The sequence below is a fragment of the Achromobacter sp. Root170 genome, from assembly GCF_001428165.1.
Lineage (GTDB): Bacteria > Pseudomonadota > Gammaproteobacteria > Burkholderiales > Burkholderiaceae_B > Achromobacter > Achromobacter mucicolens.
This window is the reverse complement of sequence record NZ_LMHN01000016.1, coordinates 503,094-518,814: the sequence shown is the minus strand read 5'-3', so window position 1 is coordinate 518,814 and position 15,721 is coordinate 503,094. Positions and strand designations below refer to the sequence as shown.

10 protein-coding genes are annotated in these 15,721 nt (G+C 66.1%); 5 read left to right on the top strand and 5 right to left on the bottom strand.

What is annotated here, in order from left to right:
- Nucleotides 1-8 precede the first annotated feature (8 nt).
- Nucleotides 9-512: a hypothetical protein gene (locus tag ASD87_RS20335; RefSeq protein ID WP_056325710.1), complete on the top strand. Its 504-nt coding sequence runs from the start codon at nucleotides 9-11 to the stop codon at nucleotides 510-512.
- Nucleotides 513-646: 134 nt separating this feature from the next.
- On the opposite strand, the gene ASD87_RS20330 is transcribed toward ASD87_RS20335, so the two are convergent.
- Genes ASD87_RS20330 through ASD87_RS20310 form a run of 5 tightly spaced genes read right to left on the bottom strand, consistent with a single transcriptional unit; the run spans nucleotide 647 to nucleotide 8,528 of the window.
- Complete coding sequence (locus ASD87_RS20330; protein ID WP_056325708.1) at nucleotides 647-2,953, bottom strand: phospholipase effector Tle1 domain-containing protein; 2,307 nt, start codon at nucleotides 2,951-2,953, stop codon at nucleotides 647-649.
- Complete coding sequence (locus tag ASD87_RS20325; RefSeq protein WP_056325705.1) at nucleotides 2,943-3,725, bottom strand: DUF3304 domain-containing protein; 783 nt, start codon at nucleotides 3,723-3,725, stop codon at nucleotides 2,943-2,945. Before ASD87_RS20325 ends, ASD87_RS20330 begins: the two co-directional genes overlap by 11 nt.
- The gene (locus tag ASD87_RS20320) at nucleotides 3,726-4,709 is read right to left on the bottom strand and encodes a DUF4123 domain-containing protein (protein WP_235512768.1); all 984 of its coding nucleotides are present in this window, start codon (nucleotides 4,707-4,709) and stop codon (nucleotides 3,726-3,728) included.
- Entirely contained in the window at nucleotides 4,706-7,594 is a 2,889-nt protein-coding gene (locus ASD87_RS20315; RefSeq protein WP_056325702.1) for a type VI secretion system Vgr family protein, read from the bottom strand. The genes ASD87_RS20320 and ASD87_RS20315 overlap by 4 nt, the downstream gene beginning before the upstream one ends.
- A gap of 58 nt (nucleotides 7,595-7,652) precedes the next feature.
- Nucleotides 7,653-8,528, bottom strand: coding sequence for a hypothetical protein (locus ASD87_RS20310; protein ID WP_156403476.1), 876 nt, complete (start codon nucleotides 8,526-8,528; stop codon nucleotides 7,653-7,655).
- A 189-nt stretch (nucleotides 8,529-8,717) separates the two neighbouring features.
- On the opposite strand from ASD87_RS20310, the gene ASD87_RS20305 reads away from it, so the two are divergent.
- The 4 genes from ASD87_RS20305 to tagF all read left to right on the top strand — a co-directional run bounded on the left by ASD87_RS20305 (nucleotide 8,718) and on the right by tagF (nucleotide 15,718).
- Nucleotides 8,718-9,572, top strand: coding sequence for a M15 family metallopeptidase (locus ASD87_RS20305; protein ID WP_056326005.1), 855 nt, complete (start codon nucleotides 8,718-8,720; stop codon nucleotides 9,570-9,572).
- Nucleotides 9,572-10,906 carry a hypothetical protein gene (locus ASD87_RS20300; RefSeq protein WP_056325698.1) on the top strand — a complete coding sequence of 445 codons (1,335 nt, stop codon included), beginning with the start codon at nucleotides 9,572-9,574 and terminating at the stop codon, nucleotides 10,904-10,906. The genes ASD87_RS20305 and ASD87_RS20300 overlap by 1 nt, the downstream gene beginning before the upstream one ends.
- A gap of 64 nt (nucleotides 10,907-10,970) precedes the next feature.
- Nucleotides 10,971-14,738, top strand: a complete 3,768-nt coding sequence (gene tssM, locus ASD87_RS20295; RefSeq protein WP_235512767.1) for a type VI secretion system membrane subunit TssM — start codon at nucleotides 10,971-10,973, stop codon at nucleotides 14,736-14,738.
- Nucleotides 14,735-15,718 (top strand): type VI secretion system-associated protein TagF, encoded by a 984-nt coding sequence (gene tagF / locus ASD87_RS20290; protein ID WP_056325695.1) that lies wholly within the window; start codon nucleotides 14,735-14,737, stop codon nucleotides 15,716-15,718. Before tssM ends, tagF begins: the two co-directional genes overlap by 4 nt.
- The last annotated feature ends 3 nt before the right edge of the window (nucleotides 15,719-15,721 follow it).

Genomic DNA, 15,721 nt, shown 5'->3' with positions numbered 1-15,721 from the left:
ACATCGACATGCCCATCATGACTACCGACTGGATCGAGCCCGCCTCCTTTGCCTCGGTGCCCACGCACTCGCAGCAGGAACACGCCTGCATGCCGCCGCTGCAAGGCTACGACGCGCAGATGCGCATCGCCGCGCCCTCGCGCGTAAGGATCCGCGACGGCAGCACCCTGACGATTCCGGTCTGCGCACGCGGCATCCTGCCCGTCATCGACAATCCGCAACTTCCGCGCTTCGTGGCGAAGGATACGCGCACCGGCAAGGTCTACCGCGGCGTCGCGTTCAACTACGTGCGTCCCAAGCTGCCCAATGTCTCGGTGGACCCGCGGGAAGGCGGCCCCCGCCCCCCGAAGATTGCCCTGCCGCCGGGCATGACCGTGGAAACGCGCTTCACCACCGACATGGCCGGCGTGCTGCACCTGCCGGCCACGCCGGCCACGTATGAGGTCTACATCGAGGCCGAGGACGTGAAGTCGAACACGGTGACCATCGAGGTCGAAGAAGGCCAGAAGTGAAACTCGGCCAGAAGTAAAAGCCGGCCAGGGAAAGCGACGGCCAGTAGAAGATCCGGCCGCCAAACGAACGGGCCGGTCAAATGAAGACGGCCCCGCTCTGCGGGGCCGTCGCTCCATTACAACCACGCGGCCGCTCAGGGCCGTGCGGGCGTCATCTGCCGGATGTTCTGCTCGTTGCGCGCGGCCATCGCCTCCACCTTCTCAGCGTTGCGCATATCCTTGGCGCGCTGTTCCATCTCGGCCTTCGCGTCGGTCTTGGCGAACACATCCTTGTCGCGCACGCGGAAATACATGCGGGTGCTGGCCAGCAGATGGTCTGGCCAGCTGCTCAGCATCGCGTCATGCACCAGCCAGTCGAACAGCGTCATCACCTTGGGCGGCAATTGCGTCTTGCCGTCGCGCGCATCGCGCCAGGCGGTCAGCAGACGCCGCTGCATGGCGCGATCGGCCTTCATGTCGGCGAAGGGGTCCGGCAGCTTCTCCACATAATCTGGGTCGCCCGGCTTTCTGCCAAGGCGCATGTTTTCCATGAAGACCGCGTCCTGATCCCACCGTTCAATGGCCCGAAGCTGCTCGGGTTGATTGCGTTCCATGTCCTGCCGCCGCTGCTCCGTCGCCGCATCCTGGCGTTCGGCTTCTTCCAACCCCTTGTACTCCTCCTCCAGACGCTCCCACAGCGGCAGAAAACGCTGCGGCGGCGCTTCGCCACGGCTGGCATTGGCGCGCTCGCGGCGCTCATTGGCCAAGGCTTCCAGCTCGCGCACGCGCGCCGTGGTCTCGGGTTTGGCAAGCTCCTCCCGCGATACCATGCCCAATCGCCTGCGCTCTTCGATGAGCTCCTGCTCCGGGGTGAAGAAGTCCCGGTCCTTGATCCACTGCTCCGCGGGATCCGACATCCCGGCGCGAAATACGGGGTCCTGATAACGCACCGCCAGCCACCGCAGGAAAACTTCCATGTGCGGCACGAAATCGCAGCCAGGTTCGTATTTGACGATCTCGCGGTAGGCATCGACCAGTTCCTGGACGTGATAGGTCTGCCCTTCGTCTTCGATCGCGTCGGCCAGGCTCAGCATCCGGTAAAGCGCCAGATCACGGACCGCCAGGCTTTCCATGCTATGCATTGCGGCGCCGTGTGCGAGCGCCAGGTTCATCATCTCGCGCAATGGAACCCGGGACAGCGACGCGCGAGTGCCCAGCGATCCCATTGGGGCCACGCCGGTCACGTCACCGCTCGAGCCCGGATAGAGATACTGCAGGCCACGCGTCTTTTCCAGGGAGTCCAGCCGCTGATTGCGGCGCAACTCATGCGCCGCGGCGAAATGCACGGCCTTCTCCACGGCTGCGGGTATGGTCAGCGTGCGGTCCTTGTGCGTCTGTTTGATCAGGTCCGTGAAGGGAATTAACTCAAGGAACCAGTTTTCTTCCATGATGGAAGCGACACTGTCAAACAGTCCCAGGAATCGAATGACAATCTTCGCGTCCGGGGCACCGTCTTTTCCGATGATGGCCAGGTCGGTGTCGTGGCGGCGTTTGTACTTCTTGACGATATCGTTGACGAATTGCTTGGCGATGACCCCGCCGCGATCCGCTCCAAAAACGCAGACCTCGATACGCACGACCTTTTCCGTGCCCGCGTTCTCAGCCTGATAGGCTTGCTCGAACTGACGTCTGGCTGCATCCAGGCGCGTGTCAACGCCCGTTCCCATCAATTCGGCGACGACGGCATTGTCCCGCACTACCGGCACGCCCTCCAGCAACGTTGCCTTGGCGGCGTTCTTTCCCGCAGTCCAGGCAACCTTCAGCGGGTTCTTCTTGAAATCCGACCAGAAGCCCCGCAAGGTGGCCTGTGCGCGATTGCGGATCCGGTCGGGATCCAGGGCATTCCAGATTCTGACCGTCTTCTCCGGAAGCGTCTGAACGTCTTTGACGACGTCCTTGTACGCCTTCACCATGGGGTGGAAGGACCCGTCCTTGATGGATTGCTGGACAGCCTTCTTGGCACGCCCGGTGGCATCCACATCGGGCACTTCATCAAGACGCGTAATGTTCTTCGCAGCATCCTGCGCACTAGAGACTGCCTTGTCTACCATCTTGCCGCCAGCAAGCGTGAGCGCGCTGACGAGGATTTGTTCCTTTGCGCCCTCGTTGAGGTCGACGCCAAGGCCGGAATAGTAAAACCCATACCAGCGTTGTTTGTTCGTGACGGGCTTGTTGCCCGCGTTGTAGTGCGCCATCCACAACCGGCTGACGTTGGACAGGAACGTAGGATTTTCCTTATCCAGATCCTTGTTCCGCCCGAACCCGTCAAAGAAGAATCCCAGGCGCAACGTGACGCCGCATTCCGTGCAGGAGTCCTTTGGATAGGCCGCCTCATTCTCCGCCATCGCCTTCAATACCGATGCGGGCGTTCTATCCTGATCCGGAAGCTGATCACTGGACATGCTTTCCTCCCGCCGGCTCGCCGGTCGCCTTGATCCGTGCGATCTGCTCTTTCGACAAAGCGGCCACGGCGCGGCCAAAGTCACCGGGCTTGCGGTCAGGGTCGTTCAGAACGGATGCCACATCCGGGTCTTTGCCAAAGTTGGAAGACACAATGAAGTGCAGATACATATATCCGCGCAAGTCTTCGGCGTCTTCTAGTCGATAGGACATCCACGCCTGTTTTGTGACCCTGGCAACTTCGTTGGCCAAATAGCCTGCACTCTTGTACCCCGCAAGCTCGTCTCGGTACTTCCCATACAGCCAGCGAGTGGTATCGACGATTGGAATTCTGACTTGCCCTTTCAACTCGCGGCTCAAGGCGAGCTCCATGTGTTCATCCGGATAGATGTGCAACTCCAGAATCAGCGTTCCATCCCCTTCGGGCACTTTCGTGGCCGGGAAGTGCACCGTCGTTTCCTTCTTGAACAGTACCTCGTCGAACTTGCCGTCAAACAGATGTTTGCGGAGCAGGTCGGGGTCACCTCCGCTCCATTTCACCTTGAATTCGGTACCGGAAAACGTATAGCAGCAAGAGACGCTCCCCTCGCCGCCGCCCGATGGGAGCGTGCTGGAACTTGCCACGCGACCCGATGCATCACTGATGCGTACGGGCTCCAGGTTCCATGGTGTGTAGTTGTACGTGACAAAGCTCACCCCCTTATAGATGGGTTCGCCATTGCACCCCGCCAATAGGCCCAGCCACAGCAGTATCCCGATCAAACCCTTACGCATTCATTTCTCCGAAATCGTCTCGCGCCACTTTGCATGCACCGCATCCCACACCGCATCCGGCACGCCTTCCAGCGCTTTCGACAGCCCGCCTTCTGCGTTTTCCCGATACGCACGCAGCCCGTCGGCGATCGCCGGATGCTCATCGAAGCGCGGCGAGATCGCCACGCCCCACGCGACATAGTCGAACGTGTCCTTATCTCCTGCCACGCCGTGAGCACGCGCGCGTTCCAATTGCGCCTGCACGCGCGGCACCAGGGCGTCCTGATCGGGGTTGCCGGGCAGCAGGTTCGGATAAAGCCGGCGCAACTGCACCGCCAGCTTGTCCGGGTAGTCCAGATCGAACAGCATCTGATGCTGTTCGGGCGTGAAGCGTTCGATGCCGTCCGGCCGCGCGGCCGGTAGCCGGCCCGTGCCCGCCAGCTCGCCCTGCGAGCCATCTCGCAGCGCATACCGCAGCGTGATCAAGGGCGCCGCGAAACGCGCGCGCTGCTCGGGTGTCCAGACCTGGACCGCGCGCGCAAGGATGCGGCTGTCGTACCAATGCAGGAAGAACTCGCTGGCATCCGGCAAGGCGTAGTCGCAGAACGCGCCGAAGTGCGCGATCAGCTTTTCCAGCGGCACCGCCGACGCGAAGCTCATCATCGCGTAGCGGCCTGCGGCGCGCTCGTGCAGCGCTTCCAGCACGCGCACCAGCACGGTGCTGAAATCCCCGTGACGCGGCCCGCGCAGCACGCCTTGCGAGGCGCCGTCCACTTCGATCAGCAGCGGCGCCACGTCGCCGTAAATGTCCAGCCCGGTCTGCGCCCACACCGAGCCGAAACTCAGGTCCTCGGTCGCGGTCAGCCGCGCCAGCAGATCCGGATGGCCGCGGAAGTCGACGATCACATACGCGCGAGCGGCCTCGCCATACGGGCCGCGGTGATGGGGCAATTCGGCGAATGTGGACAGCAGCGCGTCCTGCCAGGAATAGTGCATCGCCGTCATGCCTTGTCGGTGATGGACTGCACGCTCTCCAGGGCGTCCAGGATGCAGGTCTTGCAGACGGTGAACTGGGGCAGCGGATACGGCATCTGCGTCGGGCCGGCAAATTGCTTGTTGCCGGTCTTGACGTCGATACGGCCCGGTGCGGTGACGGTGATGTTGCCGCCTTCGATCACGATGCTGGCGCCCGCCGCGTTGGCGATGCGGATTCGCGTGGGCGACGCGTACTCGATGCCCGCGTTGGCGCTCACCATGCGCAGATCCTGCTGCGCCTGCACCGTCAGCACATCGTGCTGCGACAGCACCTCGACATCGCCCGTGCCCGCAATCAGATCCAGGCCCGATTCCGCGCCGCCCTGCTGCACTCCGGCCACGATGCCCAGCGCCTGCCCGGTATGCACGCGCAACGACCCGATGACGGCCAGGTTGTGGTCCTGTCCGGAAGACCAATGCACCAGTTCGCCCGCCGCTACCTGCAGGTTGCGTCCGGCCGCTTGCGTCAGGCCCGCGCGGCCCGCCATCAGCACCAGCGGGTCCGTCAGGTGGGGCACTTTGCCGTCCACCACGTCCGTATGTTTGGCCGAGGCATCGCCCGCCGCGCCGCCCAGCGCCTCGCCGGCCACGGTGCCGGACACGGCGTGCGTCATGGCGGCCAGCGGCGCGCGTTCGCCATCCAGGCGGCTGGCGCCTTCGGACGTCGTGCCGCGCGCGGACGCCAGCCGCACGCCCTGGTGGGCGCCGACCACGCCATCGAACGACTGCGCCATGATGTCGGCCTGCCCGGCCAGCGTCAAAGGCGCCGCGGCCTCGCCCGCCGGCTCGCTGCCGCCCGCGTTATAGGTCGTGAGCAACACGCCGCCAGCACCGCGCACCGCGCCGAACGCATCGGTGCGCAGCTCTGCGCCCACGCCGCGCACGTTGCCGCGATAGTTGCCGCTTTGGTGAATCAAGTGGCCCAGGTTCAACTCCGTGGCGGCCTGTGTCGTTTTGATCTGCATGCGCAGCTGGCCATCGCTGTCGTCGAACACGATCTGGTTGTAGCCGTCGCCGCCGAATTCCTTGCTCTTGAAGCCGCTCAGCGCGGCCGCGTTGCGATGCTGTTCGTCGCCACCGGCCGCGCCATGCCAGGCAGGCGCATTGCCGCTGGCCAGGTTGGCCTGCGCACTGGGCTTGCCGTCCAGGGCGGCGGCGTAGACGTCGGTGTTCATCGGTTCGCCGGCCCTGCCGCCGGGCGTGGAAGGGATGCCGCCCTCGCCGCGTCCGTTGTACAGCGCGCCCACCACCAGGGGCTGGTCGATGTCTTCATCCAGAAACCGCACCAGCACTTCCTGGCCGACGCGCGGCACGAAGCTCATGCCCATCCCCGCGCCTGCCTGGCGCTGCGCCACGCGGGCCCATCGGCTTTTTGCCAGGCCCGCGCCTTCGGCCTGCCAATGAAAGCGCACGCGGACATCGCCGCGTGCATTGCGGTAGATCTCGTCCTCGCCGCGGGCCTCGGTGGAACCTTCAGCGTTGGTGACGATGGCCGTGTGCACGCCCACCACCGACGGCGCGCCCGCCAGCCGTGCGCCGCGCCCCGCAGCGAAGGCGGCGCGCCAGGGCCGGTCGCAACGCACGGCGCGGAACCGGTTTGCGTAGCCGACGTCGTGCGCGCGCGCCAGCACGGCGGCATCGGGCTGCGCCTGGCCAAGGAAGGCGTCGTTGCGCGCAGGCTCATCCCCGTCGGCGGCGTGCGCGACGGTCTCGTCGTCAAAGCGCAGAAACTCATCCAGCGCGCCCCGCATTGCCGCCATGCCGGCATCGGCCTGGCCAGGCAGATTGTTCACGCCCACCTGCTCCAGCAGATCCAGCGCGAAGACCGGTTCAAAACCCGCCTCGCCGGACGGACCCAATGGCGACATGTCTTGCAGCGTGAACCGCGTTCCCGACCGGAAGGTGCGCACATTGCCGCGCCCCACGAACGTTTCGGCGCTTGCCTGCACCGCCTGCATCATCAGCGTGGCCTGGAACTGCGCATGCGCCTGATTCAACAAGGCGCCGTGGCCCAGCGGCTCGAACCATTCCAGCCCGGCGCTCTCGTCATCGGACCCGCTCGCTGGGCCCGCCAGGGCCTGCCCCGAAATGGCATGCTTGCCGCTGCCGTGCCATCCCAGCACGGTGACGCGTTCCACGCCGCGGCGTTGCCGCCGCGCAAACACCTGCACGCCGTCCCGCGATTCGGTGGCGTGCGCGCGCTGAAAGCGCACGCCCACGCCGGCGGACTGCGCGTCCTCGGCCAGCGTGCGGCTGTCGGCAAAGATCAGCACCGCGTGGCGCGCAGGCGCGCTGTCGTCTTCGAAGGTGGTCCAGCCCAGGCCCGACTCGGCCAACAGCCGCGACAGGAAGTCGTAATCGGTTTCGCGATACTGCGTGGTGTAGGGACGCGCGGGCAGATCTGCCAGATGCGTCTCGACCTCGGCGGACACCTTGTACGTGTAGCCCGGGTAGGTATCCAGCACGTGCCGCACGATGTCCAATACGGGCTGGCTTTCATAGATGCGGCTTTCGCGCCGCTGCGTCGCCAGCCACAACCACGGCGCCAAGGTCAGGCGATACCGCGCCATGCCCGGATTGCCGCCCAACATCTCGGCCTCGCGCACGACGCCGCTTCGCCCAATTTCTGTGCCGTCCGCACACGTGGTCCACAAGGTGGCCGGGCGCGAGATCATGTCGTTCAGGTCCAGCCCCGCATCTTCGGCCAGCGCCACCACGCGCATCTGACCAATCGTCGACAGCCCCTCGCGCGCGGCCCAGCCTTCCACCTGCAAGGACGACATCGCCCCTTCGCCGTCCAGCCGGAAAAGGCGGGTCTCGGCGCTGAAACTGCCGCTGCTTGCGTTGACAGCCATGGAACAAAAACCTCTTGGAAGACGTTGACGACACTCGCCCGCTCCGGGCGATGCGAATTCAGGGCTCGACGTTGGCTTGCGGCGTGGGGCATTCCGGGGCCGTGCCCCACTGCCCCGCGCACACGCGCAGGCGGCATTGCTCGCCTTCGATGAAACTGAGTTTGCGGCATGCCTTCAGCCGGTCGGCCAGCGGCGAGCCAGGCATCTCGCGGATGAACACGCCGTCGGATTTGTAGACGCGCGTACCTGGCGGAGACGCTGGCGGCAGCCCGTAGCTCATCAATGCCGAGAGCAAGGCGGCGTCGGTATCCGACTGCTTGGCGGCAGTGCGCGGCGTGGTGCTGGAAGGCTTGGCCGCTTGCGGCGCGCCAGACTGGCGTGCACGTTGCTGTTCGGCTGCCTGACGCGTGGGCCCGGGCGCTGGCGCGGACGCGGGCGGCGGCGTCATGGCCAGCATGGACAGCGGATTGGTGGGTTCACCCAGCGGGTCCGGATCGCCGCGGCCGATGTTCGCATCGCGCGCGGGCGGCGCTTCGTCAACGATGGCGGCGACCGCCGGCGGCGTGTCCAACGCAGAGGATAGCGGCGTGTCTGCCGCGGAGACCGCGCCAGACGCTTGCGGCGGCGCAGAGACGGGGCGCTCGGCCGACGCCACGGCGGGCGCCGGTGCTTGCGCAGTCATGGGCGCCGCGCCATCTTCATGAATGAACCAGGTGACGCCGCCAGCCAGCAAGGCCAGCAACAGCGCCAGCGCCAGCCACCGCCCCGCGCGGCGGCGCGGCGGCGCAAGATGTTTGACCTCGGCTTGCGGTACGCGCCCCTCTAGCGCCGCCAGAATGCGCGCCGATTCGATCTCGCGTGACGAGGACGCCGTGGCGCTGAGCAAACTCGGCGCGGTCTTCGTAGGGCGAGATTCTTGTTTGTCTTCTGCCATGCGGATTCCCGTGTCAGCAGGAGGCGTGTGCAGCCCCCCTGTAACCAAGCCCGCCGAGAATACCCGATCGATCCATTTCGATCATCGCTCCTTGTTACGATTCCTAAGGGTCGGACGCTACTTGCAACGCCCGAGCACTTGCCTCGTGCGCGAATAGAACAAAAGATTACGCCTTCACATGAGGGACCTATTTTGTTGCTGCTACTGCCCCTGTATTTTTTACTGGCGGTGGGCGTCTCCGCTCTCCTTTTTTTTCCCGCGTTGCGCCATGGCGCAGCCCGGGGTCTGCGCGCCTGCGTACAAGGCGTGGCGCGGGGTGCGACGCGTGGCGCGACCCACGCGGGCGGGGCAGTTGGCGGGACGGCGGGCGTGCTGCGCAGCGGCATGAACGCGTCGAGGGATTGGGTCGGAAGGTATCGCTGGCAAGTTGCAATCGGGCTGACAGTTGTAATGCTTCCGTCACTTTTTGCTTTCTTCATGCGACACAATCACACATTCGTTTACAGCACCCAAACGGCCGGTCCGGACCGCCGGATACAGGCTTTGCTGGAGGGAGAAAGGCTGGCGCCGCCGGCCCCGCTGCCCCCCGACGCATTCACCACCCGCGAAGTGGAATTGGTGCGTCCGAAGCTGGGCGGCGCAAGCCGCAACTGGGACCTGCTGGACGCGGATTTCCGCCAGCGCCTGCTCTTGGCGTATCGCATCATGCGTGAACAGCATGGGTACGAAATGGCGCTGATCGAGGGCTATCGCAGCCCCGAGCGGCAGGAAGAACTGGCGGGCATGGGCACGCACGTGACGAACGCGGGCGCGTTCCAGAGCTATCACCAGTATGGCCTGGCCGCCGACAGCGCATTCTTCCGCGACGGCAAGATCGTCATCTCTGAAAAAGACCCCTGGGCCATGCGCGGCTATGAACTCTTCGGCGAAACCGCCGAACTGGTCGGCCTGACGTGGGGCGGCCGCTGGAAGATGATGGACTTCGGCCACGTCGAGCTGCGCCGTCCCGGGGTCATGCAACGCGCTCGCGAGGGCGCCAAGTGATGGCCCGCGTAGTCAAGAAAGGCCTGTTGGTCCTGATGCTGTTCGCGGTGGTGTGGCTGGCCGTCATCATCTGGTGGCAGGAATCCCGCACGCTGCCGACCGGCGTGGACATCGGGCTGTATCTCTTCGCGCTGCCCCTGGCGRTGCGTGCCGCACGCGCTCCCAAGCCTGCCGCGGACGCCGCCACGCCGGCGGCGCAAACGCCGGCGCACGCGCCTGCGCAACTTGTCCAATTGCGCGTGGCCGCCGTGGCGGCGCGTGCCGCCGCCGGCGACGACACCGCCGCCATCGCCGAGGCGCTGGCGGCGCAAAAGCGTCCCGAGCTGGATGCCGAACTGAAAACGCCGCAAGGCTATCCCATCTTCGCCGCGCGCGTGCCCGGCGTGAACGACCTTGCGCTGTACGCCGCTGCCCGCGAGCGCGGCGCGCCGCCCGAGGCGACGGGCACGGCAACCCTGCGCGTGACGTCCTTGCTGGCCGACGTCGCCCGCACGCTCACGAACGAGGCGCATCGCCACGTCACCGCGCTGGATGTGCCCGCCCGCGATGAGGACTGGCCCCTGCTGCGCGTGGAGCTCGTCCTGCCGGCCGATTGGCCCGACGCGGCGCGTGAACGCGCGTGCCAGGAGATTCAGGCCGCGGCCGGCGTCTGGCCTGATAGCCGCATCAGCGTCGCGCAACACCAGGCGCGCGACACCATGGCAGCCGACGGCCTGCTGCGCGACCTGGCGGCGGCCCCGCACGACGCGCAGACGCCCGAGCCCTGGCGCATCGTGCTGGCTGGCGACGGCTATATCGATCCCGAGCAAGTGGCGATGTGGGATGGCATGTCGACACTGCTGACCCCCGCCAATCCGCAAGGCCGTGTGCCGGGCGAAGCGGCCGCCGGCCTGCTGCTGGGCCCGGCCGGCACCGACGCCCCACTGCGCGTGGCCCTGTCGCCCGTGCTGCGCCGCCAGAAGCCGGCCGACGCGCGCGGCGCGCAGGCCGAAGCCCCGCTGGCGCAGACCGTGCAAGACCTGCTGCAACGCGCGGACGTCATGCCCGACAGCGTCATCCACGTCATCAGCGATGCCGACCACCGGGGCAGCCGCCCGCTAGAACCGATCAACATCGCGTCACAACTTTTCAGTCACCTGGACGCCGCCAAGGATTGCCAGTCGGTTGGCGTTGCCTGTGGACATACCGGCGTGGCCGCCTCCCTGCTGACGCTGGCCGTGGCCGGGCAAGCCTGCATGCAGTACGCCCAGCCGGTCCTGACCCTTACCCTGCAAGACCCCGTATTGCGCTCGGCGGCACTGGTTACCCAGCCCGCCGCCGGCGCTACCGCCTGACCCCATAACAACAGCGAAAACCATGCGTAGCCCATCAGGATTGTTTTCTCGATTTTCCAGCGCCATGAGCGACTTCCGCTACTGGAGCGCTCGCGTGTTCGCCAACCCGCGCACCTTCATGGCCATCGGCCTGATTGCGCTGATCGTGTTCCTGTTCCTGTTTGCCGACACCATGCAGATCGCGATGGTGTGGGCCGGGGCCTTGCTGGGCGTGCTGCTGTTTCTGTGGTTGTGCACCTACCTGTGGCGCCGCCGCAAGGCGCGGCGCGCCAACCAGAAGCTGGGCGACATGCTGGAACAACAGGTGCAGACGGGCGCGGCCGCCAGCCCCGCCGCCAACCGCAATGAGATCGAGGCGCTGCGCACGCGGCTGACGCAGGCCGTACGCACCATCAAGACATCGAAAATCGGCCAGACCTCCGGCAACGAAGCGCTGTACGAGCTGCCCTGGTACATCGTCATCGGCAACCCTGCCGCCGGCAAGAGCAGCGCCGTGATCAATTCCGGCTTGCAGTTCCCCTTTGCAGACAAGAACGGCGCGGCGGTGCGCGGCGTGGGCGGCACGCGCAACTGCGACTGGTTCTTCACCACGGAAGGCATCCTGCTGGACACCGCGGGCCGCTACTCGGTGCACGAAGAAGACCGCAACGAATGGATGAGCTTTTTGGACCTGCTCAAGCGCCATCGTCCCAAGGCGCCCATCAACGGCATCATCGTGGCCGCCAGCATCAGTGAACTGACGGATGCCGGCCCCGAGTTCGCGATCAACCTGGCCAAGAACCTGCGCCAGCGCGTTCAAGAGCTGACCGACCGGCTGGAAGTGTTTGCGCCGGTGTATGTGATCTTCACCAAGGCCGACCTGATCGCCGGCTTCTCGGAGTTCTTTGCCGACGCGGATGCGCGCGAGCGCGATCGAGTCTGGGGCGCCACGTTGCCCTATGGCGCCGATGAAAGCCGCGACGTCCTGACGCTGTTCGACGAGCGCTTCGACGAACTATACGAAGGGCTCAAGGAAATGGGCACGGCGCAGATGTCGCTGCGCCGCAGCGCCGCCCTGCCCCCGGGCCTGCTGACGTTCCCGCTGGAATTCGCGGGCATCAAGCCGGCGCTGCGCACGTTTCTGTCGACGCTGTTCGAGACCAATCCGTTTCAGTACAAGCCCGTGTTCCGCGGCTTTTACTTCACCAGCGCGCTGCAGGAAGGCGCATCGCGCAGCACGTCCACCGACAAGCTGGCCGAACGTTTCACGCTGCGCCCGGCCACGCGCGAGCCCGCGCGCGGCGTCAATTCGCACAACGGTTTCTTCCTTCGCGACCTGTTCTCCAACGTGATCTTCGCGGACAAGAAGCTGGTGCGCCAGCACGCCAGCCCGAACAAGGTCCGCATGCGATACCTGACCTTCTTCGGGTTGGTTCTGGCGCTGGGCCTGGTGCTGGGCGGATGGAGCTGGTCGTACCTGGGCAACCGGCAACTGGCCACCAACGTGCAGGCCGACCTGGACAAGGTCGTGCGCCTGCAAGGCGAGCGCACGGACCTGCAAAGCCGCCTGGAAGCGATGGAGATCCTGCAGGACCGCATCGAACAGCTGGACCGCTATTCCGCCAGCCGGCCGCTGTCGCTGGGCCTGGGGCTGTATCAGGGCGATGTGCTCAAGCAGCGCCTGCTCGCCGAGTACTACAACGGCCTGCGTCAATTCATGCTGGCGCCCGTCAAGGCCAGCCTGGAGGACTATCTGGGACGGGTGGACGTATCGCAGGCCGCCGCTTCCGGCGAGCGCCCCGCCACCCCGCCCGCGCAAGCGCAAACCGTGCGCGCGAACGCGGGCGACACGCTGTTTCAGGACGCCTCGCCCACCAACGTCGACGACGCCTACAACGCGCTCAAGACGTACCTGATGATGGCCAATCGCGAACACGTGGATCCGACGCACCTGTCGGATCAGATCACGCGTTTCTGGCGCGGCTGGCTGGAAACCAACCGGGGCGCGATGCCCCGCGACCAGCTCATCCGCAGCGCCGAACGGCTTATCTCGTTCTACGTCGCGCGCGCGGCGGACAGCGACTGGCCGCAGATCGAAACCAACCTGGCCATGGTCGAGCGCACGCGCGGCAACCTGCGCAGCGTCATGCAGGGCATGCCGGCGCGCGAACGCGCCTACGCCACGCTCAAGGCGCGCGCCGCCACCCGCTTCCCCGCGATGACGGTGGCGCGCATCATGGGCGAAGCCGACGCCGCCGTGGTCGCGGGCAGCTACGCCGTGCCGGGCACCTTCACGCGGGAAGCGTGGGAACAGTACATTGAGCCGGCCATCGGCGAAGCCGCCCGCAAGGAAGTCCAGACCAGCGATTGGGTGCTGGGCGTGAACGCGCGCGACGACCTCACGCTGGAAGGCAGCCCCGAGCAGATCCAGAAAAGCCTGGCCACGATGTACAAGACGGAGTACGCGCAGGAGTGGCAGAAGATGCTGCGCGGCGTCACGATCAAGCCTTTCTCAAGCTTCGATCAGGCGGTGCAAGGCATGAACCGCCTGGGCGATCCGCAGAACTCGCCGCTGGTCAAGCTCATCAACACGACGTACGAGCAGACCTCCTGGGACAACCCGTCGCTGATCAACACCGGCCTTTCGCAGGCGCAGACCGGCGTGGTCGCGTGGTTCAAGCGGGTGATCCTGCGCCAGGGCCAGCCCAAGCCCACAGAAGTCGCGCCGGGCGGCGAACAGATGCCGATGGGACCGGTGGGCCGCGAGTTCTCCGACGTGGCGCGACTGGTTGTCACGCGCGACAACCAGTCGCTGCTGGGCAACTACATGAACGCGCTGTCCAAGATCCGCACGCGCTTTAACCTCATCAACAACCAGGGCGATCCGGGCCCCGGCGCGCTGCTCCTGATGCGCCAGACGCTGGAAGGCAAGGATTCGGAACTGGCCGATGCGCTGAAGCTGGTGGACGAGCAGATGCTGGCGGGATTGACGCCCGCGCAGCGCGAGACGCTCCGTCCGCTGCTGGTGCGCCCGCTGATCCAGGGTTACGCCGTCGCAATGCAGCCGGCCCAGACCGAGCTGAACAAGGTCTGGAACGCGCAGGTGTACCAGCCCTTCACGCAGACGCTGGCCGACAAGTATCCGTTCTCGACCAAGGCCGGCATCGAGGCCAGCGGTGAAGAGATCGGGCAGATCTTCGGCCCGCAGGGCAGCATCGCCAAGTACGTCAATGAGACGCTGGGTCCGCTGACCGTGCGTCGCGGCGACATCCTGACCGCGCGCACCTGGGGCGACATGGGCATCGAGCTGCAACCGTCCTTCACGGCGAACTTTGCCCAGTGGGTGGCGCCGCTGTCCGGCGGTGCAGCCGGATCAGGCGCGGCAAGCCAGCCGCAGACGCTGTTCCAGATCCAGCCCAGGCCCGCCGGCGGCGTGACCGAATACACGATCGAGATCGACGGCCAGCAGCTGCGCTACCGCAACACGCCGGCGCAATGGGTGAACTTCGTATGGCCCAACGCGCAGGGCGCGCCGGGCGCGCGCATTACGGCCACCGCCTTTGACGGCACCGTGGTGGAAGTGGTCAACGAGCCCGGCCGCTTCGGCCTGGAGCGCCTGATCTCGGGCGCGCAGCGCAAGCCCAACCCGGACGGCAGCTTCGAGATGAGCTGGAGCAAATCCAACATCACCGTGCCCGTCCGTCTGCGCATCATCAGCAACGCGCAAGCCGCCAGCGCCGGCGGCGCCGAGCCCGGCAGCCAGGGCCTGCGCAACCTGCGCCTGCCCGCCACGGTGGCCGGCACGTCCCCTCAACCCTCCGTCGCCCCGACGCCTGCCGGAGCGCAGCAATGAGCAATCCGCAGTCTCCCATGTTCCGTACGGCTTACTTTGGCAAGATTCCGTCCCGTGGTGATTTCGTCAAGAACACCTCGCACCCGCAGTTGATGGCGACGCTGGATGCGTGGGTGGCCAACACCATGGAGGTGCTGGCGCAGGACCCGCACTGGAAGACGCTGTACGACGAAGCGCAGCCCGTTCCCTTCGCCGTGCTGGGCTCGCGCGGCAAGCTGGCCATCGCCGGGCATCTGCAGCCCAGCCGCGACCAATCGGGCCGGCGCTTTCCGTTCATTACCGCCACGTCGGTGGAAGTGACCCGTCCGCTGGACTTCATCGCGCGCAGCCCGCTCGCCTTCAGCCGCATGTGGAATCGCATGGGCACGGCAGCGGCGCAGCTCATGCACGACGGCGACCCCGCGCCCGCGCTGCAAACGCTGAACGACCTGGAAGGCGAGATCCGCACCGCCGCCGACGACGGCTTCGATGCCTTCATCGACCTTCAGACGATCGAACGCGTCGAGGCCATGCTGCGCGGCAACGGACACGCGGCCAGCATGCACGACATCGTCCTGGCGCTGGGCATCCTGCTCACGCCCGTGATGTCCAGCGGCTCATCGCAACTGGACACCGGGCTTGCGCTGCCGCTGCCGGACGATCCGCTCTACATCAATCTGGTCGCCAGCTACTGGATGACCTTGATCGCGCCGTTCCTGACACGCGCCGATTTCGAGATCGCCATTTTCATCGGGCGCATCGCCGGCAAGCATCGGCTGGTCGTGGGCTTTCGCGGCGCCTCGCCGCGCACGCTGGCAACGCTGCTATCCACCCCGCAGGCGCTGTCGCAGCATTACATCGTGCTGGAAGACGCGCCGTGGGTGCGCGATCACGTCAGCGCCAGCCACGGGCTGGCCAAGCTGGCGAGCTATCTGGATCAACCGCGGCTCTCCTTGCGCCAGGCGCTGGAGACGTTCCGCGAAGTTTTCATCGGAGCCTAGGAC

What these genes read in the sequence shown, in the direction of transcription:
- ASD87_RS20335 (WP_056325710.1), top strand. Translation starts at nt 9, where the DNA reads ATGCCCATCATGACTACCGACTGGATCGAGCCCGCCTCCTTTGCCTCG.
- ASD87_RS20330 (WP_056325708.1), bottom strand. Translation starts at nt 2,953, where the DNA reads ATGTCCAGTGATCAGCTTCCGGATCAGGATAGAACGCCCGCATCGGTA.
- ASD87_RS20325 (WP_056325705.1), bottom strand. Translation starts at nt 3,725, where the DNA reads ATGCGTAAGGGTTTGATCGGGATACTGCTGTGGCTGGGCCTATTGGCG.
- ASD87_RS20320 (WP_235512768.1), bottom strand. Translation starts at nt 4,709, where the DNA reads ATGACGGCGATGCACTATTCCTGGCAGGACGCGCTGCTGTCCACATTC.
- ASD87_RS20315 (WP_056325702.1), bottom strand. Translation starts at nt 7,594, where the DNA reads ATGGCTGTCAACGCAAGCAGCGGCAGTTTCAGCGCCGAGACCCGCCTT.
- ASD87_RS20310 (WP_156403476.1), bottom strand. Translation starts at nt 8,528, where the DNA reads ATGGCAGAAGACAAACAAGAATCTCGCCCTACGAAGACCGCGCCGAGT.
- tssM (WP_235512767.1), top strand. Translation starts at nt 10,971, where the DNA reads ATGAGCGACTTCCGCTACTGGAGCGCTCGCGTGTTCGCCAACCCGCGC.
- tagF (WP_056325695.1), top strand. Translation starts at nt 14,735, where the DNA reads ATGAGCAATCCGCAGTCTCCCATGTTCCGTACGGCTTACTTTGGCAAG.